A 25,391-nucleotide genomic window follows, 5' to 3' on the forward strand; every position below is an offset into this window, starting at 1 on the left:
TTGCCGGGCTCTTGTGGCTAAAAGGCAGTGGGTGTCCTGCCCGAAAAAACGCGCTCATTCGCAAGCTGACTCGCTGTTGCTCCTAACTTTTTGTAACTCACTAACACTGAAACCGGAGGCCTGCTTTCAGGGGCTTTCTAATAGATGAGTACCTCGTACGTTAAAGCTTCTCGAACCTAAGCAGTAGGTGTTCATCATGAAAACAAGTTATGAATGAGACCGTTAGCGGAAAAAACAGAGACTAAAACGTTCAAAAACCGCCAACCCAACAACGCAATGACCGAACAACCTACACCTATTGCACCCGCTGAAGGCAAGCTGGGCATTCTCATTCCTGGCCTAGGAGCCGTGGCTACCACCTTCATTGCGGGCGTAGTAGCCGTGCGTAAGGGCGCAGGACAGCCGATTGGGGCCCTCACGCAGATGAGCAACATCCGTTTGGGTAAACGAACCGAAAACCGCTACCCCAAGATCAAGAATTTCGTGCCGCTGGCAGAACTCTCGGACCTCGAATTTGGCGGCTGGGATGTGTACGAGGACAGCGTCTACCAAGCGGCTACCAAGGCTAGAGTGCTGGATCAATCTCTGCTGGACAGCATCCGGCCGGAACTGGAAGCTTTGAAGCCTATGAAAGCGGCTTTCGACCACCGCTTCGTCAAGAACCTGGACGGCACTCACGTCAAAACCTACACCACCAAGTACGATTTGGCGGAACAGGTAATCGACGACATCCGCACGTTCCAGGCCACGCGCGACTGTAGCCGGCTCGTAATGGTATGGTGCGGCTCGACGGAAATCTACCACGAACTGGCCCCGGTACACACCACCCTGGCTGCGTTTGAAGCCGGATTGCACGACAACGACCCCAACATCTCGCCCAGCATGATCTATGCGTACGCGGCGCTGAAAGAGGGAATACCGTTCGTGAATGGCGCGCCCAACCTGACCGTGGATGTACCGGCGTTGATGGAACTGGCCCAGGAAACCAGTACGCCCATCGCTGGCAAGGACTTCAAAACCGGCCAGACGCTCATGAAAACCATTCTGGCTCCTGGCCTGAGTGCGCGGGCGCTAGGTGTGCGGGGCTGGTTTTCGAGCAACATCCTCGGCAACCGCGACGGACTGGTACTGGACGACCCGGACAACTTCAAGACCAAAGAAGTGTCCAAACTGAGCGTGCTGGAAGACATTTTCCGCCCCGAAGACAACCCCGAGCTCTACGGCGACATCTACCACAAGGTGCGCATCAACTACTACCCGCCGGCTGGCGACAACAAGGAAAGCTGGGACAACATCGACCTTTTCGGTTGGCTGGGCTACCCCATGCAAATCAAAATCGATTTTCTCTGCCGTGATTCCATTTTGGCCGCTCCATTGGTGCTGGACCTGGCTCTGTTCATGGACTTGGCCAAGCGCGCCGGCATGAGCGGCATTCAAGAATGGCTGTCTTTCTACCTGAAATCGCCGCAGACCGCGCCTGGTTTGCGACCCGAGCACGACATTTTCCAGCAACTCATGAAGCTGCAAAACACGCTTCGCTACATGATGGGAGAAGACCTGATTACGCATCTGGGCCTCGACTATTACGAGGATTTGATGGAAGCTCGGTGAGTTCGTTTTTACGCCTGCACCAGCTCATTGCTAGCGGATTAGGCATTGGGTACGTGGGCCGTGGCGGTGGCACTCTTGCCGCCGCGGCCTGCTGCCTGGTTCTCTACCTGACCCGCGTCAGTGAGCCAAGTAGGCAACTGATGCCGGCGGCCTTACTCACTGTTGGCTTACTCGTGGTGGGTACCGTGTCGGCTCAGTTAGTGGAGCCGGCTTGGGGTAAAGACCACCAACGGGTGGTGATTGATGAAATAGCCGGTATGTGGCTGGCTATGCTCTTGGTGCCCATCACGTGGGCTTCGCTACTAGCAGGGCTGGTGCTGTTCCGCTTTTTCGACATTCGCAAGCCGCTCGGCATCCGGGCGCTGGAGCAGTTGCCGGGCGGCGTAGGAGTGATGCTAGACGATGTGCTGGCCGGCTTGTACGCCAATATGTTGCTTCAGGTATGCACTAAACTTCACTTGTTCTAACCGGTGCCAACCACTCGATTTTTTGCCGCGCAGGCCGCGTCATTCGCCGGTACCGCAGTCGATTACGTCGTCGCCATTGTGTGCGTTGAAGTCTTGCGGATGGGCTACCTGCCAGCCGTGGTGCTAGGCAACATTGCTGGGGGATGCACAAATTTCTACCTGGGCCGGCACTACGTCTTCGGCGCGAAGGGCCAGGCAATTTCCACCCAGGCCTACCGCTACCTCTTGGTGTGGGCGGGCAACTTACTCCTCAACAGCACAGGAATTTATTTGCTGGTTCAGCAACTGCACCAGCCTTATCTAATCAGTAAAGTAGTTGTGAATCTGCTGGTTGGTGTTGGTTTCAATTACGTGCTGCAACAAAAATTTGTTTTCAAGAAGCCATGAAAGCCTCCAGGGCAAGGGCCGAGTTTGCGCGTTGGGCTAGAGCACTCGGGTTGTTAGGCTTGCTGTTGAGCTTAGCGGTGGCCGCAGTGGCGCAAACTACCACTGTAACCGGCGTCGTAACCGACGGCAAGACTCGGCAGGCGCTGCCCTACGTCAGCGTCTCCGTGCCCCAAACATCAATAGGCACCAACACCGACGAAAACGGACGCTACTCGCTGCAAATTCCGGCTCCGTACACCACGGTCGTATTTTCTTATCTCGGCTACCAATCGGTGAAGCGAACGGTGCTGGCGGGCCAGCCGCAGGAACTGAGCGTGCAGTTGAAAACCAGCGCCACGGCCCTGGGCGAGGTGGTGGTGCGGGCGCCGAAAGCACCCCGTTACCAAAACAAGGACAACCCCGCCGTCGCGCTTATTCGCCAGGTTATCGAGCACAAAAACCAGAACCGCCCGGAAGCCTACGAGTACGTGGACTATGAGCAGTACGAAAAGATGTTCTTCTCCCTCAGTAACTTATCTGAGAAGTTCAAGAATCGCAAAGCCTTTATTAACTATCAGTTCCTGTTCAAGCAGCAGGATTCGGCGGCCATGGGCGGCCGGAATATGTTGCCTATCTACTTAGAGGAGAAACTGTTTCATAAATACTATCGGCAAAATCCCGAGCAACGGGTGTCCACGTTGCTCGGCACCAAACAGGTGCAGTTTGATAAGAACTTCATCGACAACGATGGCCTGCAAAGCTATTTCAACCGCATGTACCAAGATGTGGACATATACGCCAACAACGTGTCCATCATGGGCAACCAGCTGCTGAGCCCCATTGCCGACAACGCCCCCACCTTTTACCAGTACTTCATCACCGACACCCTGCGGCAGCACACCCCGGCCCTCGTGGAAATCAGTTTCACCCCCCGCACCAAGGGTGATTTGCTGTTCGAAGGCAAGCTCTACGTGCCGCTGGACGGCAACTACGCCATTAAACAAGCCCTGCTCTCCGTCAATAAGCGCATCAACCTCAACTTCGTGCGGAGCCTGGAGGCGCGGGTGGAGTTTGAGCCCAACTCCGATGCTCGCTACCACCTCAGCAAAAGCGTGCTGCGGGTGGAGTTTGGCCTGCTGAAAGAAAAAGGCTCCGGCTTTTACGGCGAACGGACCGTGTCGCTCAAGAACTACCGGATCAATCAGCCGCCGTCCGTTGCCGTATTTGAGGCCCCGAAACCAGCCACCGTCGATAGCACGAGCAGCACGAGCAAGCAAACCGACGCTTTCTGGCTGGCCAGCCGCCACGACAGTCTCAGTGCCAAAGAGCGCGCCGTGTACCACGACATCGACACGCTGCAAACCATCAAGTCGTTTCGGCGCTCCTTGGAGCTGTTCACGTTTCTCTTCGCGGGCTACAAGTCGTTTGGACCGTTTGAGGTTGGGCCCGCCAACACTTTCTACAGCTTCAACCCTGTCGAAGGCTTCCGCCTGCGCCTGGGTGGCCGTACTACGCCGGAGCTGAGCAAGCGGCTTTATTTCGAAACCTACGCGGCCTACGGCTTCAAAGACGAGAAGTGGAAGTACTTCTTCAGTTCCACGTATTCGCTCAACAACAAGTCGGTTTACACTTTTCCCCAAAACTTCGTTCGGGCCAGCTTTCAGCGCGACACCAAGATTCCGGGGCAGGAGCTGGAATTTGTGCAGGAAGACAATTTTTTGCTGTCCTTCAAGCGCGGCGTCAACGACAAGTGGCTGTACAACGATGTGTTTCGGCTGGACTACCTGCACGAATTCAACAGCCATTTTTCATACTCTATAGGCCTCAAAAGCTGGAAACAGTCGCCGGCTGGCGGACTGTATTTCCGCACGACTGCTGAGGATGGCGAGCCGCGCACCGTGCCCGCCTTACAAACTACGGAGGTAGGGCTCACGCTGCGCTGGGCTCCCAAGGAGACTTTCTACCAAGGAAAGCTGTACCGCGTCCCAATCATCGGGCGCTATCCGGTGTTTACGGCCCGGTTTACCTCGGGTATTAAAGGGCCGTTGCAGGGGCAATACACCTATCAGAATGTGGGCCTAAGCGTTGTGAAGCGGGTTTACCTTTCTCAGCTCGGATTTGCCGACGTTAATTTGGAAGGCGGGTACGTATTTGGCCGGGTGCCGTTTCCGCTGCTGGCCATTCACCGCGCCAACCAAACGTATTCTTACCAGCTGAACTCCTACAACCTGATGAATTTCCTGGAGTTTTCCAGCGACCATTACGCTAGCATCTTCATTGACCAAAACTTCAACGGTTTCTTCTTCAATAAGATACCGCTAATAAATAAGTTGAAGCTACGGGAAGTAGCTTCTCTGAAAGTGCTCTACGGCGGCATCCGATCCGAGAATAACCCGACCCGCGACTCAACTCTCTACGAATTCGTGCAGAATGATGCTGGGCAGCCTACCTCCTTCGCGTTGGGCCGAACGCCCTACGTGGAGGCCAGCGTAGGGGTAGCCAACGTGTTCAAGCTCTTTCGGATAGACGTGGTGAAACGCCTGAATTACCTAGACAATCCTACGGTTGCCGAATGGGGCCTGCGGGGTCGATTTAAACTCTCCTTCTAAGGGGTGGGCCCTAAGTGAAAGCGGAATCTGCCTCACTTCCTCGGTCTTACTTCTCACATCTCTTTGCTCAACCTTCCTCAACAACTAGCCATGGAAACCGTCAATCTTCGAACTGCCCTGCAACTGGGCATCTACAAGGTCATCAATCCCGTGGTCCGGGTGCTGATTCGGGTGGGGCTGACTCCCAATGCGGTAACCCTGATTGGGCTGGTCCTGAATGTGGGCGTGGCGGGCATCTTCATTCTGGGAGCCGAAGAAGGCAACCGCGGCGACCTGCGCTACGTGGGCTGGGGCGGCGCCCTGATTCTATTCGCCGGCCTGTTCGATATGCTCGATGGGCAGGTGGCGCGCCTGGGCAACATGAAGAGCGAGTACGGGGCGCTATTCGATTCAGTGCTGGACCGTTACAGCGAGCTGTTCACCTTCCTGGGCATCTGCTATTATTTAGTAGCCCACCACTATTTCCTGAGTTCCTTGCTGGCTTTCGTGGGCCTGATAGGCTCGATGATGGTGAGTTACACGCGCGCACGGGCCGAAGGACTGGGCGTTGAGTGCAAAGGCGGGCTGATGCAGCGGCCGGAGCGCGTGGTGTTGCTCGGAGTGAGCGCCATCGCCTGCGGCCTCACCTCGGCCTACCTGGGCGGCAACTACAAGCTATTCGCGTTTGGGCTGCCCTTCCACGTGTTCGAAACCATGTCGGTGTTCACCTTCCCCATTGCCGTGCTGGCGGTACTTACCAACGTGACGGCAATTTCGCGGCTGCAACAAGCCAAGAGAGCCCTAGAAGACCGGGCTTTGCGTTCAGAACAATATTAGTAAAGTAAGTTATCCTTGATTTCGACGTCTATCTTAATGGGGAAAATCAGGAAAGCCAGACACGCCTAAAATATACAGCCACCACCTACCTAGCTCATGCCTCTTTCCCTGGAAACAGAACTACGCAAGTCTCCGAAAACCGGCGCTTTTTTGGTGCCCGGGATTTCGCTGGCGTACCTGCTGCTTTCTTATCTGCTGATTGGCTTCCGCTCCGAGCAAGTGGTACTGGTGGGTCTGTTTACCGGATGCTACTATGCCTCCCAAGTCACCCGCCGTTTTATTCTTGGCTTTTCCATCTTCATCGTCTTCTGGATTATCTACGATTACATGAAGGCGTTTCCTAATTACACCTACCGGCCAGTGGATATCAGCCAGCTGTATGGCCTGGAGAAAAGCTTGTTCGGCGTGCCTTTTGCGGGGCAGATGCTGACGCCCAATGAGTTTTGGCTTTCCCACGGCAACTCTTTCTTGGATGTGCTGTGCGGCATCTTCTACCTGTGTTGGATACCTATTCCGCTGGCTTTCGCCGGCTACTTGTTTTTCCAGGACCGGCCGCTATTTTTCGAATTCTCCCTGACTTTTCTGTTTGTAAACCTGCTCGGGTTTCTCGTCTACTACCTGCATCCCGCTGCGCCGCCGTGGTACGTGCAGCAACACGGTTTCGCTTTCCAGCCGCTCACGATGGGCAGCACGGCCGGCTTGGAACGGTTCGACCAGTTCTTTGGGGTGCAGCTGTTCCATTCCATCTACGCCAAGAACTCCAACATCTTCGCGGCTATGCCCTCGTTGCATTCGGCTTACCCCGTCATCGTGCTGTACTTCGCCCTTCGCCACCGCGCCCGGTTTTTTAACGTCGTTTTCGGCGTTATCATGCTGGGCATTTGGTTTGCGGCGGTCTACACCAGCCACCATTACGTGCTGGATGTACTCGCTGGCATCTCGGTGGCAGTCGTTGGAACAGCTGCGTTTCGTCTGCTGCTCCAAACTCGCCCCCTGAAACAGGTTGTGACTTATCTACTAGCTGCTACGGCGCCTGCGCCGGGGCATAAAGCCTTACCATGATGCACGTTTCTATGTTCCTGACTTACGCCAAGTTTACCGGTAATTCTGTGGTTGGATATCAGCGTACTGTCCGCAGTACACTGCTGATGAGTTGTTGTGAAAACAGCAAAAAGCAAGAAGCCAAGCGTGGCTTGGCCCCAAGCAGACAAGTGTTTGGCGCAATAGCAGAACGAGCAGGTCCCGGAATTGGGCCGGGATGTAGCTAGAAGTTGAGGTGCATGAGGCACTAGCACTGGCCACTCAATAAACCAACTGCGCAACAATTTCCACTACTCAGAGTGCAACTGGTTTCCCCGCTTTCCCGACCCATCCCTATTCTGCTTTTTCGGCAGCCCAAGAGTTGTAATTGTCATTCAATGCCATCGGCAGCGGCCAATGGCCGCCCCTTTTCATAATGGTTTTAACCTCCGACTACCCCCGCTTCACGCTCAGCAGCGCCCTGACCGCCGAGCAGCGTGCATTCTTCTCTGAGTTCGGCTTCCTGCACTTCAGCTCCTTTGCCTCACTCGACTACATTCAGCAAATACTGCACGCCACGCAGGAGGTGCAGCGCCAATGGCTAGCCGAGGGCGTGCAGAAAGTGAACGGCGTGCCCATCAAATACGGCAAGGACGTGGACGGCTCGCTCATCGTGCAGCGCTTCGCCTTTGCCTCCCACTACAGCCCCGTGCTGGCCGAGTTTCTGGAAGATCCGCGTTTCGAAGCGTTGTTTCCGCTGCTAGAGGCGCCGGGCGGCCGAGTAGGTATCAACGAGAAGGATGGCCTCGTCATCAACCATTACGTGAACGTGCTGGGCTCGGCGTTTTCGCAGATGGGCTGGCACACCGACTCGTTGCGCGACGTCTTCTACGGCAAGCGCATCGGGCCCATGCTCAACGTGGGTTTTCACCTCGATGGCACCCCCGCTACGAACGGGGGCTTACGCGTCATCCCTGGTACTCACCGCCAGCCGCTGCACAAGATGCTATTCCGCAAGAAGTACTACAAAGACGTGTATCACGACCCCAACGAAGTAGCCATCGAAACTGAGCCCGGCGACCTGACCGTGCACGACGGCCGCATGTGGCACCGCGTGGCCCAGTCGCCGCTAGTGGGCGAAGCCAGCCGCCGCCGCGTCATGTACGTGCCCATCATTGCGGGCAAGTACCAGCCCAAGACTCAGGATAGCGCTACGCCGTTCTACCTGCACTTCCTGCACTTGGTCAAGTAGTGCCATAAACAAGAAGTCCTGCCACTGAAATGTAGCAGGACTTCTTGTTTATGATACCTGTACCTGAGCTCAAGGCACCATTCATTTTTAAACACAGCGGAGAATTACTTATTGCGGAAGAGCCGTCGAATTGCTTTCTGATTGTTGATATTCTGGCTTCGGTCTTCGCTAAGGCTGTAGATGCATTCGCTATCTACAGCGTATTGCTCCGCATACACAGAACTGACGCGCGCCTGCTTGTCAAAATGTACCCGTAGCATCGGGTAAACTCTATACCAGCTAGCATGTCGAGAATAGATAAAAGTGGTTTCCTGATCATATTTAGGTTCATCAACAACATCACACAGATGCACAGTAGTATCAGCAGAAACTTGTCGTAAGAAACTAGTAACAGTAGCCATATTTGTTGCATCTATAGATTGGCAATACTCATCACCAGGATGACATGCCAACTTATGGAAGCTACTGCCTTTACAAGAGGAAATGCTATAAGGAAGGCCTAGAACAGCCACTACCTGCTCCGCTGTCATGCCGATACGTACTTCAGGAATTGCATTTGCCGTGACACCTAGAGCTACATTGCCAGTAGGAATGTATATAAGTATCACTATCCAAACCAACACTGTACCACAAATAGATGCAGCTATGACCAGAACGATGGTAGAAGATCGTATGAGCCTCTTTACGAGAGACTGAAAGATTTTTCCTTGCATTATTGACAACCAACGTTTCTCTAATGAAAGCTGAATATGTCAGTCACTTGTTACATCAGGCTGCGCTAAGCCGGCCGCAACGGCCGCTTCTCCAGAATGAGATTGGTGCGGAAGGTGTTCAGGCTTGCTTCTAGGCCTACTGGGTAAGTGTGTGGGTTGAGGAAGCGGCGGATGCTAGGGTCGAGGCTTTGCACTTCGCGGTGAGCGTGGGCGCGGCTTTCTGCTAAAGAAGGTAACTCCAGCACGCGCTGGCCCTGCCGGAACACTGGCTCCAGCAACTCCCGGAATGCGGCGTCGGGACGCACGGGGCGGCGTCGAGTGGCGTCGAGTGGGTCGATGATGGTGAGCTGATCGGGGAGGGGCTCGGCGGTGTTGTAGAGCATGTCGGCGCGGGGCTGGCCCTTCTCAGTCTCGTAGCGGCGCACCTGCAAAATGCCGGGGATGCTCGTTTTAGCTAGCTGCTCCGAGAGCTTGATGGTAAAGTCCCAGCCAGAGTTGTCGGGCTTGCGCAAGGCAGCCATCTTGTAGACGCCACCCAGTGCCGGCTGGTCGTAGGCTGTGACGAGCTGCGTACCAATACCCCAGGTATCGATGCGGGCGCCTTGCAGCTTAAGGCTGGTAATGAGGTTTTCTTCGAGGTCGTTGCTGGCCACGATGCGGACGTTTGGAAAGCCGGCTTCATTGAGTAGCGCGCGCGCCTCGCGGCTCAGATAAGCCAAGTCGCCGGAGTCGAGGCGGATGCCGCCTAGCTCGTGGCCATTGGCGCGCATTTCGCGGGCCACGCTAATAGCGTGGCGCACGCCTTCCAGCGTATCATAAGTATCAACCAGAAATACGGAATCGTCGGGGAAAGCCTTAGCGTAGGCGGCAAAGGCTTCTTCTTCCTTCGCAAACGCCATCACCCAACTGTGGGCGTGCGTACCTTTCACGGGAATGCCAAAACGTTGCCCCGCCAACACGTTGGACGTAGCATCGACGCCGCCTAGATAAGCAGCACGGCTGGCGGAAAGGCCGCCATCTACGCCCTGCGCGCGTCGCAAACCGAATTCCAACACCGTGTCGGTGCCTGCGGCTTCGCGGATACGGGAAGCTTTGGTGGCTATCAGAGTCTGGAAGTTGACGAGCGTGAGCAGCGTGGTTTCGATGAGCTGGGCTTGCAGCAGCGGCCCGCGCACCCGAATTAGGGGCTCGCTGGAAAATACTACGGTACCCTCCGCAATGGCGTCCACGTCGCAGGTAAATTTCAAGTCCCGCAGATAATCGAGAAACTCCTGTGGGAACAGCGCGCCACCTTTCGCGCCGCGTAGACTGCCGAGATAAGTGAGGTCATCGTCGGAAAACCTAAGGTTGTCCAAAAAGTCGGCTACGTAGGCCAAGCCCGCCGCGACGGCATAGCCGCCATTGAAGGGTGGGCGCCGAAAGTAGAGGTGAAATACGGCTTCGCGGTCCTGCACGCCTTGCTGCCAGTAGCCATAGGCCATCGTGACTTGATAAAGGTCGGTGAGTAGGCTGAGGGAGGGCGCGTAGAGGCCGGAGAGGGGAGCTGGATTCATGGGTAGTACAACAAAGAACGCCGTAGCTTACGCAGAATATTTCATTTTCCGGCTTTATGACATCTTCTGCTCCGGCCCAGGACTCGTTTGCGCTGCACCAGTTAGAACTGCTGGCGGCTTGGAAGCGCCTGTCTATTGGGCTGTTGCCGGCTGGTTTGTGCTATTTCTGCAGTCCGGCTGCCTGGCACAGTGTACTACGCGTACTTTTTGCCTGGAATGGTTTTGCCCTCACTACGCTGCTCCTCACCTGGGGCATCATCCTAACGGCCAACGTGAGCCATATCCGCCGCATTGCGACCCGCGAAGACCCCGGCCGCCTCTTGTCTTTTGGGTTTGTGCTGGTGGCTGCGGCAGCCAGCTTGCTGGCAGTGGTGCTGCTGCTTTCTTCTTTGCCCCGTGCAGGTGTTTCTATCTCTCTGCTGCACGTGGGCATGAGCATTGTGAGCGTGCTCACGGCGTGGCTGCTGGTGCATACGTTGTTCACACTGCGCTACGCTCATCTTTTCTACAATACCACCGCCGGCCGCAAGGAAGGCGGCCTGGAGTTTCCCGGCAACGAAAAGGAGCCCGATTATCTCGACGTGGCCTACTTCACGTTCGTCATCGGTATGACCGCCCAAACAGCCGACGTGTCCATAACGGACCGCCAGATCCGGCGGCTCGCGTTGCTGCACGGGCTGCTCTCGTTTGGGTTCAATACAGCCGTAGTAGCGTTGGCCATCAGTGGGCTAGCTGGGGTGCTATAGCCTTCTTATAAAATATTTTCGCTAGTCTGGATGTAAGGCTTTTACCCGAGCGGCAGACCCAATCCCGCATATATTCCAATCTGCGCCAACAAGTGGCCGCCGTCGGCAGCACTATTGCACCAAGCCATTGGAGACGGCGAACTTGATGAGGGCGGCGGTGTTTTTGGCCTGGGTTTTCTCGATGATGTTCTGGCGGTGGGTTTCGATGGTGCGCTTGCTGGTGAAGAGGCGGTCGGCGATTTCAGCGTTGGTGAGGCCTTCGGCAATCAGGCGCAGCACTTCCAACTCCCGCTTGGAGAGCCCCGAGTTCAGACGCGGGGGCTCCGCTGGGGTTTCGGTGCTGCCGCTGTGCAGCTTACGCAGCAGGTCGAGTCCTACGGTGGTGCTGAGGTAGGGCATGCCCCGCGCTACCATGCCGATAGCGTAGATCAGCTCCGAACGGTCGGTGTTTTTGAGCGCGTAACCCAAAGCACCGCTACGCATCGCCTGCGCCACGTACTGCTCGTTGTTGAGCATCGAAAGCACCAAGATGTGTAGCTGAGGATACTGCTTGCGTAGCAGCGGAATAGTATCGAAACCGCTTAGGCCCGGCATGTTCAAATCGAGCACCACTACATCGGCGGGGGTGGTGGATAGCATGTCCAGTAAGGTCTGCCCATCGGCGGCCTCCCCCACTACTTCAAGGTCTGGTTCATTTTGAAGCAAAGACCGAATTCCATCGCGAATAATGGCATGGTCATCAGTCAGCAAGACACGAATCATATATGAGTCCTCAGGAAAGGCAGAGCACTCCGGTGGGCACCGCCCAAACGGAAATAAAGGACCAGCTCTGGTAGGAAGGGCCAAAAATTAGCAGCCCCGAAAGTATCACATCTGCCGCCTAAGGCCGAATACAGGCTCAAAAAGCCGTATTTACCCCTACATTGGCTGCAGATATTCCAGATCTGAAGTCAGTATAAATACGTGCTTCCGCAAGAAAGGTATGACTTCCTCCCTCTACGTATACCGCAATAATGTAGGCGTGAAATTGTGTCATTCTATAAGATACTTTCTATAAAAGCCTCATCTCTCTAAGAGAGAAACTCGTATCAATCTTGCGCTCTTCCCTTGCGCGGTACACCCCTTGGTAAAGCTGCACAGCACACACCTACAAGCAAACAAAGACGGCTCCCTACCGCCTGCGTTCAGCTTCTCTTGCTCACGTTCTGCCTACACCTGCCTCCTACTATGATTCGAGTATTTCTAACGGATGACCACACCATCTTGCGCGATGGTATTCGAGCGTTGCTAACCATGCAACCCGATCTCGAAGTAGTAGGAGAAGCGAGTAACGGCGAAGAATTGCTGAGTATGCTTCCCACCACTCCCACCGATGTTGTGTTGATGGACATCAACATGCCCGTGATGGATGGCTTTACTACCATAGGCCACTTGCACGAGCAATATCCAACCCTTCGCGTGTTGGTGCTCTCCATGCTCGACCACGAAAATTACGTGCATCGCATCCTCGAAGCCGGCGCCCACGGCTATGTGCTCAAAAACGCCGATATCTCCGAAATCACGCACGGTATCCGGACGGTGGCGGCGGGACGGCCGTTTCTATGCACCGAGTTAGGCATCGATATGCTCTACAAGCTGGTCGGCAACAATACCGCGCCCGCCGAAGCGGGCCGTAGCAAGTCGGGGGACTTATCGAAGCGGGAGCTGGAAGTGCTGCGCCTGATTGCCGAAGGCCTCACCAACGCTGAAATCGCCGACCGCCTCTTCACCAGCAAGCGCACCATCGAAACCCACCGCCAGAACATCATCGAGAAAACCCAGGCCAAAAACACCGCCGCCCTCATCAAGTTCGCCGTCTCCAATGGCCTATTGGACGAATAGGCGCTAGGTCGGTATTGCGCCCACTATTACCTCGCTAGGCCTAGTACCCGGCGCGTACTCCAACTCGTGCCCCAACTGCTCTACCGCCGATTGAAACGATTCGCGGGCCGTGCGTAAACTGCTAGTAGGGTGTTCGGGCTGCTTGTAGTTGAGGTAAACGGACTGATCGGTGTGGTGCCGGCTTACCCAGCTTGCCGCTTCGTCTTCCGTGATACTTTCAGGATTGCCGCGCCAAAGTAGCTGATAACCGGGGCTTTGCATCAACTCGTTGTGCTTAAAATAGAGCGGCACCCCGTCGGGTACGGCATAGAGGCACACGCGGCGGCCCTCAGGCGCCGGAGACAAAAACAGGCATTCCATTCCAACTACTAGTAAAAAGGTGTGTAAGCAGGGGTACTCAGAGCGTGTTCCATCTACGCCAATAACTAGCGTGCTGGTTTGTTTAGTGTAACTAAGTTGAGCATTAAATTCTGATAATCAGCACGGGGAAATGATAGATATGTTATACTCAACCCAAAACCAGCTCCGAGCGGCTTATACAGCGTGCGGTTAAAGAATATGTAGTTGAACGATAAGGAAGGAAGCCTTTGCACAGTAGCGCTTTAAGAAGCTCCGCTGATAGCCTGCTGCCAAATGGCAACAGCACAAACGGCACCCTAGTTTGGCTTCAAAGCCGAACCGAGGTGCCGTTTGTGCTGCTGCCGGGTGAGTGGTGGGTCTGGGCTACCGCGCGGCTAGTCGGAATAGCGCAGTCTTTTCCGGGAGCGTTGCTTCTTAGGATAGAGCAAGGCTACCACGGCGGCGGTTACGGCTAACGTAGTGGCTGCCGATAGCAGAAAGCCTTTGCGGTTGTGCTTCCAGGCGGCGGGGTAGCCTTTCTCGGCAAAAATGTTGGGCACGTGGCCGTGTGCCAGGTCATCTATTACGCACTCCACTGCATTAACCCGGTCGGCTAGCAGTAAAGGTAACCAGTGGCCATAGCTCGACTCGCTGTACCGGAAAGCGAAGCGCCGGATCATACCGCTTAACCCGCTTGGGGGCGAGGAGGTGCCGAACACGGCCGACACGTTAGGCCGCTCGTTGGAGTGCAGCACTTCCACGTCAACGGGCTGTAAGGGCGGCCGCTCCCAGCTGTAACCCTGCTGCTCCGCGTCGGTACGGTGCTTCATGGGATAGGTCGGATCGTTTTTCGGGTCCGCGTCTATGCCCCATCCTTTGATGTGTGAAAAGTCTTTGGCGTTTGTTTCCATAGGAGTTGCGGCTTAGATTCTAGCTGAGGGCGGAATAAGCACGGGCTTAATGCAGTTGTCGAGCTTATCGGAGAAAATACGGTACGCATCGGCGGCATATTCGAGCGGCACCCGGTGCGTAATCAAGGCTTTGGGGTTGAGGATGCCGTTTTGCACGTGCTCGATGAGGCGGGGCAGCAGCCGTTTCACCGAGGCTTGGTTGGCCCGAATGGTGATGCCTTTGTTCACCACGTTGCCAATTGGGATAAGGTTGTCGGTGGGGCCGTACACGCCCACAATGGACAAAATGCCACCTTTCTTGACAGAATTAATAGCCCAGTGCAGCGCCGTGGCCGAGCCCGCCTGCAACAGCAGCTTCCGGCCCGTGATGGTTTGCATGGCGCTACCAGCAGCTTCGGCCCCCACGGCATCAATGCACACGTCAGCGCCCATCCAGTCGGTGGTTTTCTTCACGAATACCACTGGATCGTCCATTTCTTTGAAGTTGTAAGCCTCGCAGTGAGCATAGTTGCGCACGAACTCCAGGCGGTACTCCACGTGGTCGAACACGATGACGCGGCCGGCACCGAAAAGCCAGGCGCATTTGGCAGCCATGATGCCCACTGGGCCCGCCCCAAAAACTACCACCGTATCGCCGGGCTGAATGCCGGCCATTTCTGCCGCTTGGTAGCCGGTGGGTACTACGTCGGTCAGCATTACGGCATCGTCGGGGTCCATGCCGGCCGGAATTACCGTTGGCCCCACGTTGGCGTACGGCACTCGCACGTATTCTGCTTGCCCGCCATCGAAACCCCCGGCCGTGTGCGAGTAGCCAAAGATGCCACCCACCGCCGTGGCTTGCGGGTTCGATTCGTGGCAGTTGCCGTACAGGCCTTGCTTACAGAAGTGGCAGCGGCCGCAAGCAATATTGAAAGGCACCAGCACATGGTCGCCCACCTTCAGCTTGTGTACGTCGGGGCCTATTTCTTCCACTATGCCCGTGAATTCGTGTCCGAAAGTCATGCCGGGCCGTGTATCGGGCACGTTGCCGTTGTATAAGTGCAGGTCGGAGCCGCAAATGCACGAGCGGGTTACCCGGACAATAGCATCTTCGGGATGCTTTATCTCCGGCATGGGTTTCTCACTGACGCGGACCCGCTGGGGGCCCCGGTAATTCATGGCTAGCATAGACTCCAGCGTTGAGGTTCAGGTGGGACGTTGAATCCGGCTAAAACGCTACTCGGGCTGCTTGGCGACTATGCCAGAACCAGAAAACGTTTTGCCAGAACCAAGTAGTACTGACCTCTATGGCTAAGGTTGCGAGAGCCGCTAGAATGGGAGGTAAATGCGTATTTATCCGACTCGAACTCGTGTAAATACGTATTCGAGCGTAATTTGCTTGCTTTGCGGAGTTACAGGGTGGCTTCGGCGGCGTCGAGTTCTTTGGGCAAGGCGGCCATCACCCGCGTAACTAAGGCTGTTAGTTGATCGGTGGTGGAGCGGATGCCCTGGGCGCCAGCAGGCGTAGGAGGCGTTTGCCGCAAATCTTCCAGCGCGGCTACCAGTGGCTCAGCTTCGATTACGCCCAGCGCCGCCAAGCTCGGCTTGAGGTGATGAATCAGCCGGGCCAGTTCGTTCCACTGCTCGGCGGCGGTGGCCGCCCGCATTTGCGTCAGCGTGGTGGGTACGTTGGTCAGGAAGGAACGCAGAACCCGCTGCACGAAGGTGGCATTGCCCCTTGCGAGTGCCCGCAACGAGGTCAGGTCATAGGCCGGAGGCGTTAGCAGCAAAGCCAGCTTATTGAATAGTTCGCCCTCATCGAAGGGCTTGGCTACGCAATCGTTCATGCCGGCGGCCAAGTACTGTTCGGTATCAGCCTGGAAAGCATTGGCCGTGAGAGCTAGAATGGGGATGTTAGCCCGCACCGGGTCCGGCAGGCGCCGGATAACTGCCGTTACTTCCAGCCCATTCATGCCGGGCATCTGAATGTCCATTAGCACCGCGTCGTAGCTGTGTTCGTTGAGCAAGTCCAGCCCGGTGGGGCCGTCGGCGGCTTCGTCTAGCGCTACGCCCCACTCTTCGAGCAGCAGGCGCGCCACCAGGCGGTTGATTTCGTTGTCTTCGATGAGCAACATGCGCCGGCCGCGGAGTGCCCCGTTGTCGTAGCCGGCCACTGCGGCTTCGGGCACTACGGCCGTAGCCCGCGGCAACGTGATCTGGAAGGCAAACGTGCTGCCCTGCCCAATTTGGCTTTCCACCGTGAGCGTGCCGCCCATCTGCTCCACCAGCGCCCGGCTGATGCTCAGGCCTAAACCCGTGCCCCCAAAAAGCCGCGACGTATCGGCGTAGGCCTGCGTGAAGCTCTCGAAAATACGCCCCAGCTTGTCGGGCGCAATGCCCACGCCCGAATCCGTGACGCTGAATTGCACGGTTATCGTTTCGTCGGTTTCATTGAGCAAGTATCCGCCCACGGCAATGTGCCCGCCCGCCGGCGTGAATTTGAGTGCGTTACTGACGAGGTTAATGAGGATTTGGTTGAGCCGGTGCGCGTCGCCCACCACCCAGGGGTAGGGGCAGGAGTTGCGCAGGGGAGTGCCTTCGAACGTAATGCCTTTTTCCTGCGCCTGCAACGCCAGTGGCTGCACGGCCTGGGCCATGGAGTCGCAGAGGTTGAAGGTTTCGCTGGCCAGTTCTAGTTTGCCCGAGGTGATTTTGGCCATGTCCAGCACGTCGTTGATGACGCCCAGCAAGTGTTGCCCCGAGGAACGGATGATGCCCACCAGCTCCTGCTGGCGCGGATTGAGCGAGGTTTTACTGAGTTGGGCGGCCATGCCTAGCACCCCATTCAGCGGCGTCCGAATTTCGTGGCTCATGTTGGCCAAAAAGTTTTCCCTGGCGCGGGCCGCTGCTTCGGCGGCACGTTTGGCTTGGCGCAAAGCGTGCTCCGCTGCTATTCGCTCGGAAATGTCGTGGGAGTGCACAATGACGTAGGGCGCTTCACCGTCTTCGCGGACCACTACGGCCCGGTAAAGTAGGTAATGCAGCGGCGCGTCGGGAGTGGGCTGCATGCGCTGCACGCCCTGCTCCTCGCCTAGGTCTGCAATCCGCTTCAGATAAGCAAAAAACGCCGGGGCATCTTCGCGGGGCATCACCGAAATGACTTCTCGGCCCACCAAATCCTCGGGGCGGCAGCCAAGCAGTTGCGCCAAGGCCGGATTGGCGCTGAGCACCGTGCCATCGAGGGCGTGCGTGCAAATCAGGGCTTGGGTGTGATGTTGGAGGTCGCGGTAGCGTTTTTGGCTGCGTTCCAGCGTGTGCTGGGTGCGCTTGAGTTCAGTGATGTCGGTGCTTACGCCGAGAACGTGCGTGGTGCCGTCGAGCCAGCGTAGGGGACGCTTTACGGTGTAATACCACTGTATTTCGCCGGTGGGCAGCGTCAGAGGGTCTTCCGCTGTCACCTCCTGGCCCGTGGCTAGTACCTGGGCATCGGCAGCGGCGTAATGCTCCCGCTCGCGCTGCTGCATGGCGGCAATGGTGGCCATATCGGATGAGGCAGGCAGGCGGGCTTCGTTGCGTAGCCGCCGCATGGCGTAGTTCTGAAACAACGTGTTGCCCTCGGCATCGCGCACGTAGATAAGGTTGGGAGAGGTGTCGAGTACCTGCTGCGTGAAAGCCTGCTGCTCCATTTGCCGCTGCTCAGCCAGGACCCGCTCCGTGATATCGACCAAGTACAGGTTGACGTACTGCTCCTCAAGAAACGGTACCGCATTGGCCGTGAAATGCCGCCCGCCTATGCTGGTGGTATAGCGCGCGTCCCGGCCGCTGGCTAGTACTGCTTCGGCCCAGACGAAAGCCTGTTGTTGCAGCTCCTGAGCCCCATCCGCTCCCAACTCGGTGCGTAGGCGTTCGGCGGCGGGGTTGGCGTAAAGCTGCTGATAATCGGTGCCGAGACGCAGGATGGGATTAGGATTCTGGGCGGGGATGCGCGAGATGGTGCGCAGGTGCTCTTCCAGCTGATGAGGAGCCGTTACGTCGCGGTAGTGCACCAGGGTGCAGCGTTGGCCTTCCTCGTCGGTATACGGTAGAAAGTCGCGCTCTAGTACCCGCCCATCGAGTAACGTTACTCGGGTGCCGTACTCTGCCTGCGGATGCGCGTAAATGCGCTGCATGCCGGCTCGAAATTCCTCGGGATCGGCGAGTAAGGAGGCTATTTGTGCGGTGAGTTCCTGCCGTGGGCGGCCCAGCCAGTAACTCGCCGGCAAGGGCAGGCCCAGTAGCTGGCAGTACCCATCGTTAATGAGCAGCACCCGGTCGTCGGCATCAAGCAAGAGAAAACCTTCGTGCACGGCCTGCATCCAGGCCGCGTGAAGCTGCGTTACGGCGTGGCCCTGCTGCTGGCGCTGGAGACGGGCGCGTAGGGCTTCAATTTCAGCATGCGCCGCCGATAAAGTAGTGGGCAATTGGGCAGTAGAGAAGATAATGGATTGCATACGCCGCGGAGAAGGGTAGAAAGGAATCCTAAATTAAGCAGCTGAACCGGAAACTATCGAGCTCCTCGTTTTCTGCTTGAAGTTCGGAATAGAATGGCACTGGCAGAGAGGCTGCCACCACTCAACATCCGCAATAAGCTGGAGCTTGTAATAATAGCCGACAATCAGCGCCTCCACAACATAGTTCTCGCTCATCAGTTACGACGCTTATATTTAGTGCAGTATATGGCAAGCGTCGGTATGATTCAGCCCAAAAAAGTAGCCTTCTTTCTGTTCTTCGTTGTGCTCCTTGGCGTGGGCTACTGGGCAGCAGTTCGAGGCTTATCCTTCAAGGTGCTCGGCTACCGCAATTACACTCACCAGCTAGATGCAACACATTTCGCTGCGGCGTCAGAACAGTTTAACGATTCGCAGTACGCCAAGCCAGAAGAATTGAGTCGTTTTGCGGTGGCGTATACAGCTGATATCCTAGCTTTTCGGATGAAGCACAATAGCGCGTCGGACCCTAATAAGATACTGGATGGCAAGCAGGGGCACTGTAAGATGTATGCTTACGTGCTGGCCTCCACCTTCAATCAGCTTGCCAAGAGACACAACTGGAATTCGGGTTGCAGAGTGGCCTACGGCTTGGTGTACTGGTACGGTATCAACCTGCACCAATTTGTCGGCGGGGCATTTTTCAAGGACCACGATTTCAACGTTATCACGGCCGGAAACCGCACGTACGCCGTGGACGCCACTCTCTACGACTACTTCTGGATTCACGAAATCCCGGTTCGAAGATGATACTTGCCTCTGCTACGCTTGGACCATCTCGCACCAACAAGCAAGAGGCTCTTCAGAAAATAAATTTGCCTTCTGCAGTAGCTTATAGCCCTAAAGACTTGAGGCGAGCATACAAACTGTACAGTATTGTGTCAGGTGTTGATTGTAAGCCTCGTTTATAAATTGGTTAATCATAACAAAACCCCGCTCACAATACGAAAGCGGGGTTTTAGGTAAGTAACAAGTAGCCGCGGCGGGAATCGAACCCACATCAAAAGTTTAGGAAACTTCTATTCTATCCGTTGAACTACGCAGCCAGCAGGGACGGCACAAAGGTAGCTCGAATCGGAAGATTGCCCAAACGAGCTTACATCTTGTAGAGCAGCGCAATACCAAACGAAAGCGCCGTGAGAATGAGTCCTACCATGAAGATGGTGTAGCTGATGCGCAGCAGTCGGTATTTGCGCGACAAAACCTCGCCGAGATAATAAATATCGGTTATCATATTGTCGTAGAGCTTGTCGCGGTTGCCCATTAGCTCGTGCATACCGCTGTGAAAGTTGTCGAGGCTGAGCTTGGTGAAGTTGCCGAAGAACAGCAAGTTAACCCGCCGATTGACGGCTACCTGCGGACTCCGTTTGAGCCATTCGAAGGAAGTGACATCGGGTTGCGCCGAGAGAATAGCTGTTACAACGGAACCAAGGGCCGTGGCTACGAGCAAGCCCACCGGAATCATGAGAATAGGATTGTTGACGATAACCGGGCTAACAATACCCGACTTCGTGCCCGCCTTGGCGCCCAGATACGTGATGATAACGGACAGCAGCACAGCGTTCAGACTGATCATCATGTTGGCCTTGTTGTCGGCCATCTGCGACAGAGATACGTGGGTGTCGTAAGTGGTGCGAAACATCGTCTCGACCCCGCGTTTGCCTTCGGCGAAGTTGCCTTCTTCCTCCTTTTTCTTGAGCTTCTTCTCCGTCTTCTTGAGCTGCTCGCGCTGCTCTTTCACATTGGCTTTGAACTGCTCCTTGTAGCGCGCCTTCGCGACTTCCGTGTGGAACTTAGCCGACAACAGAAAATCCATTTGCGACTCGGCCCAGGCTACGTTGGAGTAGGTCTTGCCGAGCGCCGTTTCCCACTCCGCCCGCAGCAACTCGGAACTGGCGAAAAAATCTTCCCGGCCCAAGCCGCTCATGTCGGCATCCACGAGCAGCCGTTGCAATTCCGTGGTGCGGGGTTCGTTGCGGTGGGTGGCCCGGATAAGATCTTTCACGAGGGCAGTACGCTCGGCGGGGTAGCCTTGCTGGTTGAGCCACTGCTCAGCCAACACCATGCTTTGGTACTCGTGGCCGTCGTAGACTTCGATGTAGCCGGTGTCGTGAAACCAGGCGGCCAACAGCAGGGCTTCTTGGTCTGGGGCTTCCAAGCCCGCATCTTCGCCCAGCTTGCGCGCTTCCTTCACCACCGCCGTTGTGTGCGCGAGCGAGTGATAGACCAGCTGCTTGGGAAGCTTTTCCTCGAAGAGCTGCGTGACATAGGCCTTGGCCTGCTTTAAAATTTCCGATTTCTCAGCCTTGACGGGCTGAAGCGTTTCCGTGGGTTCCATGGAGGAGGGAAGGGTGAGCAATGGAAGCAGGGGCGGCCTCCCAACCGCCTTTCAACGCGAATGGGACCAGGAGGTTTTTCGACAGCGGCTCAACCGTAGACCAATAGTTTGCGTAGGGCAGGCACCCGGCTCTATGATGGAACGGGCGAAGGCAGCCGTTTAGGTAAGTTAAACGTATTTCTACGAACTGCCTAGTCCGGTCCACGACGGACCGTTGAGGTTAGCTCCAGCTTTTTTTCTCCTACTGGCTCCATATGAAGCGCTTTTTATTGTCTTGCGGCCTGTTGCTAACGGTCTGGGGTACCCCTGCGTGGGCACAACAGGCTAGCCAGCCTACCCAAGCAGCACACCCCACTCGGCCCAATTACAACCACGGCGGTAAGGGATGGGAATCAAAAACACCGCCCGACAGCTCCCACATCAATTATAGCGTGTTTCTGATTGGAGACGTGGGCAAACCTATTGCGGCCGATAAGGGCGGGGAGCCTTCCCTCAATTATATGCGCAAGCAGATTATGGCCGCTGGCGCCAAGAGCACGGCCGTGTACCTCGGCGATAATATCTACGAGTACGGCATGCCCGAAGAAGGGGCCTTCGACCGGAAAGAGTCGGAGCGGCGCATCGTGGACCAACTGAACGTGCTGCGGGGCTACGCTGGCGAGAAATACATGATTCCCGGCAACCACGACTGGAAGCAAGGCCGCAACGGGGGCGTAGAACAAGTGAACCGCCAACAGCGCTTCGTAGAAAACTTTCTTACCAACGACTCGGCGGCTTTTTCCTATACCGGCGACTTTTTCATCCCGCGCGACGCTTGCCCTGGTCCGTTTGAGGTGCGCTTGCAAGACAATCTGGTGATGATTGCCATCAACTCGCAGTGGTTTTTGCAAGGCGAGGGGGAGCGGCCGTACGGCGCCAACAGTGGCTGCGGCGTGGCCAACGAAACCGATTTCTTCACGCAGCTCGAAGATATCATCAACCAAAACAAGGACCGCAACATTATCGTGGTGGCTCACCACCCCATCTTGTCCGATGGTATCCACGGCGGGTATTTCACCCTCGCCGACCATATTTTCCCGTTATCCATCGTCTATAAATATGCCTTCCTGCCGCTGCCTGTTATTGGTTCGGTGTATCCGTTTGCGCGTAAGTACGGCGGTATCTCGCAGGATATTCCGCATCCGCTCTACCAGGCGTACAAAAAGGGGCTGGAAGATATTTTCGCCAAGCATCCCAACATCATCTACGCCACCGGCCACGAGCATAATCTGCAGTACTTCAAGGCCAGCAACTACCACCATATTGTGAGCGGCTCGGGATGCAAAACGCAGCACGTGCGGGCCGGCCGCGACGCCGATGCCGACTTCTCGGACAAGGAAAAAGGCTTTGCGCGAGTCAATTACTACGATGATGGCCAGGTATGGACGGAGTTTTGGATTCCGAACGAGAGCGGCCAAACCGGCCGGTTGGTGTTCCGCACGCCACTGTACGCGCAGCCGTTAGTGGCCGAAAGTGGCCCGGTAGCCCCCGCCGCTCCGCGCCCCAACTTCCGCGACAGCACCAGAACCGTGGCCGTAAACACGCGCTACGCCGACCGCAGCAGCTTTCATAAATTTCTGTTTGGCGAGCATTACCGCAAAGAGTGGGCTACGCCCGTCAAGTTTCCGGTGCTGGATATGGCCACCGAGAAAGGTGGCCTTACGCCCTACAAAATAGGAGGCGGCAAGCAGACTGCTTCGTTGAAAGTGCGCAACGAAGAAGGCCGCAACTTCACCATTCGCAGCCTCAACAAAGACCCTTCGGCGGTACTACCGGAGAGCCTGCGGCAAGGCGCAGCGGCCGATATTTTGCAGGACCAGATTTCGGCCCAGCATCCCTACGGGGCGTTGGTGTTGCCCCCGCTGGCCCAGGCAGCCGGTATTTTGCACACCAACCCCGAACTGCGCTTTATTCCGCAAGACCCGCTGCTGGGCCAGTATCTCGGCCGTTTCGGTAACACGCCGGGCGCCATTGAGGAAGATGCCAAAGACGACCAGAGCGACGTAGCTTCCTTGGGCAACGCCAAGAACTTGGTGGGCACCGACAAGGTGTTCGAGCGTATTACTGACGACAACGACAACCGCGTCAATGAGAAGGCCTTTGCCCGCTCGCGCCTCTTCGATATGTGGATCGGCGACTGGGACCGGCACGAAGACCAGTGGCGCTGGGCCGAGAAAAAAGATAAAGATGGCGACCGGAAGTTCACGGCCGTACCCGAAGACCGCGACATTGCTTTCTTCAAGGGCGACGGGTTGTTTCCGTACCTGGCTTCGCGCAAGTGGGCCATTCGCAACTTCCAGGATTTCGGGGAAGATTACGCCGACTGGAAAGGCCTGAACCTGACCGCTCTGAGCAACGACCGGGTGTATCTGGCTTCCGTGACCAAGGAGCAATGGGTGAAGCAGGCCGAGGAATTAAAAGTCGCCCTCACCGACGCCGAAATTGAGAAAGCCTTCAAGGAGCGTTGGCCCAAGCAGATCTATGACCTGCACGGGCCGGAGATAATAAGCAAGCTCAAAAAACGCCGCGAGCTACTACCCGAAGTGGCTGCCAACTATTACGAGCTGCTGAGCCGCATAACGGAGATAAAAGGCTCCAAGAAGCGCGAGAAATTTATAGTAGAGCGTCTCGAAGGCAACAAGACCCGCGTCACGGTTCGGAAAATCAACAAGGAAGGCGAACTGACCAAAACTCTTTTCGACCGCACTTTCGACAATAAAGTAACCAAGGAGCTACGCCTCTACGGCTTCGCCGGCAACGATGTGTACGACGTGAAGGGCAACGTGAAAAGCGGCCCGCGGGTGCGCATCATTGCCGGCACCGGCCGCGACTCCATTGTGAACCGCTCGAATGTGGCCGGTTTGCGGCACTACGTGCACATTTATGACGCCGACACGGGCAACGTAATCGTGCCGGGCCGCGACGCTCGGTTGCGCACAGAGCCGGGCATCGACGTGAGCCGCTACGACGTGCACACCCGCACCGAACGCAAAGATTACACGCTCAACTACCTCGGGCCCACACTGTATTTCGGCTACAACATCGACGACCGGCTGTTCTTTGGTGGTGGAGCCGTGTACCGCACCTACGGTTTCCGCAAGGCGCCGTACGCCACGGAGCAAAGCATAGCGGCTAACTATTCGCCCTCACAACAGGCCTATAATGTGCGCTACGTCGGGCACTTTGTGGACGTAGTTGGCAAGTACGATTTGCGGCTAAATGCGCAGTTCTACGGGCCGCAGCTGCTGTATAACTATTTCGGCTTGGGCAACGATACGCGCAACGTGCTGGCTGAAAATAACAGCACCCGTGCCCGCGACATCAACGAAACCTACCGGGTACGCTTCTCCCGGCTCTACGTGTCGCCGGTGCTGGAGCGCGACATCTTCAGCTTCCTCAAGCTCGGCTTCGGGCCGCAGTACGACCAATTTCAAGTGGAGCGTAACCCCATCGGCCGGGAAATTGACGCTGGCCTCGACGACGACAACAATGGCGTGGAAGGAGCAGCCTTGGGTATCCGCTCTTCTGACTTCCAGCTGAACCGCTACCTCGGCGGCCGGGCCTACCTCAACATCGATGCGGCATCCTCGCCGAAAAACCCGCGTATTGGGTTGCGCTGGTACAACTCGGTGGAGTATAATTATCAGCTCAATGCCGAGCAGCTGAAGTACGGCCGCCTAGCCTCGGAATTCCGCTTCTACATCTCGCCCAATTTCCCCTTCCAGCTCACTTGGGCTGGCCGGATCGGGGGCGCCCGCAACCTCGGCGACTACCGTTTCTACCAGGCCAATACGCTGGGCGGTACCAGCAACCTGCGCGGTTTCCGCCGGACGCGCTACTCAGGCCGCAGCAGTGTATTTGCCAATGCTGAGGTGCGCGTGCAGCTCTTCGAGTTTAATGCCTACTTGGTGCCGGGCAAATTCGGTATCATGGGCCTAGCCGATGCCGCGCGCGTGTATTCGCGCTATGATGTGGAAACCGGCTGGAAAGCTTTTCATACCGGCGTGGGCGGCGGCATTTGGGTCGATATCCTTAAGCAGGCCGTCATCAATGCTACTTACTCCGTGGGCGAAGAAAACCTGGTCTTCATTGGGTTCGACTTCCTCTTCTAATATAGGTTCTAATATAGGAGTTTAGGACCTGCGCTTAACCCTCGTATTCTTGCGTGCTACACTCATTGCTGCCACTGCGCGTGGGGCAAGCGGATGAGAAAGTAGCCGCACGT

19 protein-coding genes and 1 tRNA gene are annotated in these 25,391 nt (G+C 56.3%); 11 read left to right on the plus strand and 9 right to left on the minus strand.

Annotated elements, in window-relative coordinates; genetic code table 11:
• Positions 1-276: 276 nt before the first annotated feature.
• The 7 genes from ACYSMN_RS02540 (at position 277) to ACYSMN_RS02570 (ending at position 8,141) form a co-directional block, all read left to right on the plus strand.
• Complete coding sequence (locus ACYSMN_RS02540) at positions 277-1,611, plus strand: inositol-3-phosphate synthase (protein ID WP_488922268.1); 1,335 nt, start codon at positions 277-279, stop codon at positions 1,609-1,611.
• Positions 1,608-2,078: a phosphatidylglycerophosphatase A family protein gene (locus ACYSMN_RS02545; protein ID WP_488922269.1), complete on the plus strand. Its 471-nt coding sequence runs from the start codon at positions 1,608-1,610 to the stop codon at positions 2,076-2,078. Before ACYSMN_RS02540 ends, ACYSMN_RS02545 begins: the two co-directional genes overlap by 4 nt.
• 3 nt (positions 2,079-2,081) lie before the next feature.
• Complete coding sequence (locus ACYSMN_RS02550) at positions 2,082-2,465, plus strand: GtrA family protein (protein ID WP_488922270.1); 384 nt, start codon at positions 2,082-2,084, stop codon at positions 2,463-2,465.
• On the plus strand, positions 2,462-5,053 hold the full coding sequence (locus ACYSMN_RS02555) for a DUF5686 and carboxypeptidase-like regulatory domain-containing protein (protein WP_488922271.1): 2,592 nt from the start codon (positions 2,462-2,464) through the stop codon (positions 5,051-5,053). Before ACYSMN_RS02550 ends, ACYSMN_RS02555 begins: the two co-directional genes overlap by 4 nt.
• A 90-nt stretch (positions 5,054-5,143) precedes the next feature.
• Positions 5,144-5,869 carry a CDP-alcohol phosphatidyltransferase family protein gene (locus ACYSMN_RS02560; protein WP_488922272.1) on the plus strand — a complete coding sequence of 242 codons (726 nt, stop codon included), beginning with the start codon at positions 5,144-5,146 and terminating at the stop codon, positions 5,867-5,869.
• Between the two features lie 96 nt (positions 5,870-5,965).
• Positions 5,966-6,931 carry a phosphatase PAP2 family protein gene (locus ACYSMN_RS02565; protein ID WP_488922273.1) on the plus strand — a complete coding sequence of 322 codons (966 nt, stop codon included), beginning with the start codon at positions 5,966-5,968 and terminating at the stop codon, positions 6,929-6,931.
• Between the two features lie 394 nt (positions 6,932-7,325).
• Positions 7,326-8,141 (plus strand): phytanoyl-CoA dioxygenase family protein, encoded by an 816-nt coding sequence (locus ACYSMN_RS02570; protein ID WP_488922274.1) that lies wholly within the window; start codon positions 7,326-7,328, stop codon positions 8,139-8,141.
• 104 nt (positions 8,142-8,245) lie between these two features.
• On the opposite strand, the gene ACYSMN_RS02575 is transcribed toward ACYSMN_RS02570, so the two are convergent.
• Both ACYSMN_RS02575 and ACYSMN_RS02580 read right to left on the minus strand, forming a co-directional pair.
• Positions 8,246-8,854, minus strand: a complete 609-nt coding sequence (locus ACYSMN_RS02575) for a hypothetical protein (protein WP_488922275.1) — start codon at positions 8,852-8,854, stop codon at positions 8,246-8,248.
• 65 nt (positions 8,855-8,919) lie between these two features.
• Positions 8,920-10,407 (minus strand): nicotinate phosphoribosyltransferase, encoded by a 1,488-nt coding sequence (locus tag ACYSMN_RS02580; protein ID WP_488922276.1) that lies wholly within the window; start codon positions 10,405-10,407, stop codon positions 8,920-8,922.
• A 56-nt stretch (positions 10,408-10,463) separates the two neighbouring features.
• On the opposite strand from ACYSMN_RS02580, the gene ACYSMN_RS02585 reads away from it, so the two are divergent.
• Complete coding sequence (locus ACYSMN_RS02585; protein WP_488922277.1) at positions 10,464-11,153, plus strand: DUF1345 domain-containing protein; 690 nt, start codon at positions 10,464-10,466, stop codon at positions 11,151-11,153.
• 111 nt (positions 11,154-11,264) lie between these two features.
• On the opposite strand, the gene ACYSMN_RS02590 is transcribed toward ACYSMN_RS02585, so the two are convergent.
• A complete protein-coding gene (locus ACYSMN_RS02590) occupies positions 11,265-11,915 on the minus strand; it encodes a response regulator (RefSeq protein WP_488922278.1) in 651 nt (216 codons plus the stop codon).
• A 465-nt stretch (positions 11,916-12,380) separates the two neighbouring features.
• On the opposite strand from ACYSMN_RS02590, the gene ACYSMN_RS02595 reads away from it, so the two are divergent.
• On the plus strand, positions 12,381-13,034 hold the full coding sequence (locus tag ACYSMN_RS02595; protein ID WP_488922279.1) for a response regulator: 654 nt from the start codon (positions 12,381-12,383) through the stop codon (positions 13,032-13,034).
• Positions 13,035-13,037: 3 nt separating this feature from the next.
• Here ACYSMN_RS02595 and ACYSMN_RS02600 read toward each other — a convergent pair whose 3' ends face one another.
• From ACYSMN_RS02600 to ACYSMN_RS02615, 4 genes are all read right to left on the minus strand, one after another.
• The gene (locus ACYSMN_RS02600) at positions 13,038-13,394 is read right to left on the minus strand and encodes a hypothetical protein (protein ID WP_488922280.1); all 357 of its coding nucleotides are present in this window, start codon (positions 13,392-13,394) and stop codon (positions 13,038-13,040) included.
• Between the two features lie 374 nt (positions 13,395-13,768).
• Complete coding sequence (locus ACYSMN_RS02605) at positions 13,769-14,284, minus strand: hypothetical protein (protein ID WP_488922281.1); 516 nt, start codon at positions 14,282-14,284, stop codon at positions 13,769-13,771.
• 12 nt (positions 14,285-14,296) lie between these two features.
• Positions 14,297-15,451, minus strand: coding sequence for a zinc-dependent alcohol dehydrogenase (locus tag ACYSMN_RS02610; RefSeq protein WP_488922282.1), 1,155 nt, complete (start codon positions 15,449-15,451; stop codon positions 14,297-14,299).
• Between the two features lie 224 nt (positions 15,452-15,675).
• Positions 15,676-18,753 (minus strand): PAS domain-containing protein, encoded by a 3,078-nt coding sequence (locus ACYSMN_RS02615; RefSeq protein WP_488922283.1) that lies wholly within the window; start codon positions 18,751-18,753, stop codon positions 15,676-15,678.
• 225 nt (positions 18,754-18,978) lie between these two features.
• Here ACYSMN_RS02615 and ACYSMN_RS02620 point away from each other — a divergent pair, with 225 nt between their 5' ends.
• Positions 18,979-19,539 carry a hypothetical protein gene (locus ACYSMN_RS02620; protein WP_488922284.1) on the plus strand — a complete coding sequence of 187 codons (561 nt, stop codon included), beginning with the start codon at positions 18,979-18,981 and terminating at the stop codon, positions 19,537-19,539.
• A gap of 224 nt (positions 19,540-19,763) precedes the next feature.
• On the opposite strand, the gene ACYSMN_RS02625 is transcribed toward ACYSMN_RS02620, so the two are convergent.
• Both ACYSMN_RS02625 and ACYSMN_RS02630 read right to left on the minus strand, forming a co-directional pair.
• Positions 19,764-19,835: transfer RNA gene (locus ACYSMN_RS02625), tRNA-Arg, on the minus strand.
• 50 nt (positions 19,836-19,885) lie between these two features.
• Entirely contained in the window at positions 19,886-21,127 is a 1,242-nt protein-coding gene (locus ACYSMN_RS02630) for a Pycsar system effector family protein (RefSeq protein WP_488922285.1), read from the minus strand.
• A 254-nt stretch (positions 21,128-21,381) separates the two neighbouring features.
• On the opposite strand from ACYSMN_RS02630, the gene ACYSMN_RS02635 reads away from it, so the two are divergent.
• On the plus strand, positions 21,382-25,278 hold the full coding sequence (locus ACYSMN_RS02635) for a metallophosphoesterase (RefSeq protein WP_488922286.1): 3,897 nt from the start codon (positions 21,382-21,384) through the stop codon (positions 25,276-25,278).
• Positions 25,279-25,391 lie beyond the last annotated feature (113 nt).

The sequence above is a fragment of the Hymenobacter sp. M1-2 genome, from assembly GCF_057808495.1.

What these genes read in the sequence shown, in the direction of transcription:
- ACYSMN_RS02565 (WP_488922273.1), top strand. Translation starts at nt 5,966, where the DNA reads ATGCCTCTTTCCCTGGAAACAGAACTACGCAAGTCTCCGAAAACCGGC.
- ACYSMN_RS02635 (WP_488922286.1), top strand. Translation starts at nt 21,382, where the DNA reads ATGAAGCGCTTTTTATTGTCTTGCGGCCTGTTGCTAACGGTCTGGGGT.
- ACYSMN_RS02560 (WP_488922272.1), top strand. Translation starts at nt 5,144, where the DNA reads ATGGAAACCGTCAATCTTCGAACTGCCCTGCAACTGGGCATCTACAAG.
- ACYSMN_RS02555 (WP_488922271.1), top strand. Translation starts at nt 2,462, where the DNA reads ATGAAAGCCTCCAGGGCAAGGGCCGAGTTTGCGCGTTGGGCTAGAGCA.
- ACYSMN_RS02610 (WP_488922282.1), bottom strand. Translation starts at nt 15,451, where the DNA reads ATGCTAGCCATGAATTACCGGGGCCCCCAGCGGGTCCGCGTCAGTGAG.
- ACYSMN_RS02615 (WP_488922283.1), bottom strand. Translation starts at nt 18,753, where the DNA reads ATGCAATCCATTATCTTCTCTACTGCCCAATTGCCCACTACTTTATCG.
- ACYSMN_RS02570 (WP_488922274.1), top strand. Translation starts at nt 7,326, where the DNA reads ATGGTTTTAACCTCCGACTACCCCCGCTTCACGCTCAGCAGCGCCCTG.
- ACYSMN_RS02580 (WP_488922276.1), bottom strand. Translation starts at nt 10,407, where the DNA reads ATGAATCCAGCTCCCCTCTCCGGCCTCTACGCGCCCTCCCTCAGCCTA.
- ACYSMN_RS02590 (WP_488922278.1), bottom strand. Translation starts at nt 11,915, where the DNA reads ATGATTCGTGTCTTGCTGACTGATGACCATGCCATTATTCGCGATGGA.
- ACYSMN_RS02605 (WP_488922281.1), bottom strand. Translation starts at nt 14,284, where the DNA reads ATGGAAACAAACGCCAAAGACTTTTCACACATCAAAGGATGGGGCATA.
- ACYSMN_RS02600 (WP_488922280.1), bottom strand. Translation starts at nt 13,394, where the DNA reads ATGGAATGCCTGTTTTTGTCTCCGGCGCCTGAGGGCCGCCGCGTGTGC.
- ACYSMN_RS02575 (WP_488922275.1), bottom strand. Translation starts at nt 8,854, where the DNA reads ATGCAAGGAAAAATCTTTCAGTCTCTCGTAAAGAGGCTCATACGATCT.
- ACYSMN_RS02620 (WP_488922284.1), top strand. Translation starts at nt 18,979, where the DNA reads ATGGCAAGCGTCGGTATGATTCAGCCCAAAAAAGTAGCCTTCTTTCTG.
- ACYSMN_RS02585 (WP_488922277.1), top strand. Translation starts at nt 10,464, where the DNA reads ATGACATCTTCTGCTCCGGCCCAGGACTCGTTTGCGCTGCACCAGTTA.
- ACYSMN_RS02630 (WP_488922285.1), bottom strand. Translation starts at nt 21,127, where the DNA reads ATGGAACCCACGGAAACGCTTCAGCCCGTCAAGGCTGAGAAATCGGAA.
- ACYSMN_RS02540 (WP_488922268.1), top strand. Translation starts at nt 277, where the DNA reads ATGACCGAACAACCTACACCTATTGCACCCGCTGAAGGCAAGCTGGGC.
- ACYSMN_RS02595 (WP_488922279.1), top strand. Translation starts at nt 12,381, where the DNA reads ATGATTCGAGTATTTCTAACGGATGACCACACCATCTTGCGCGATGGT.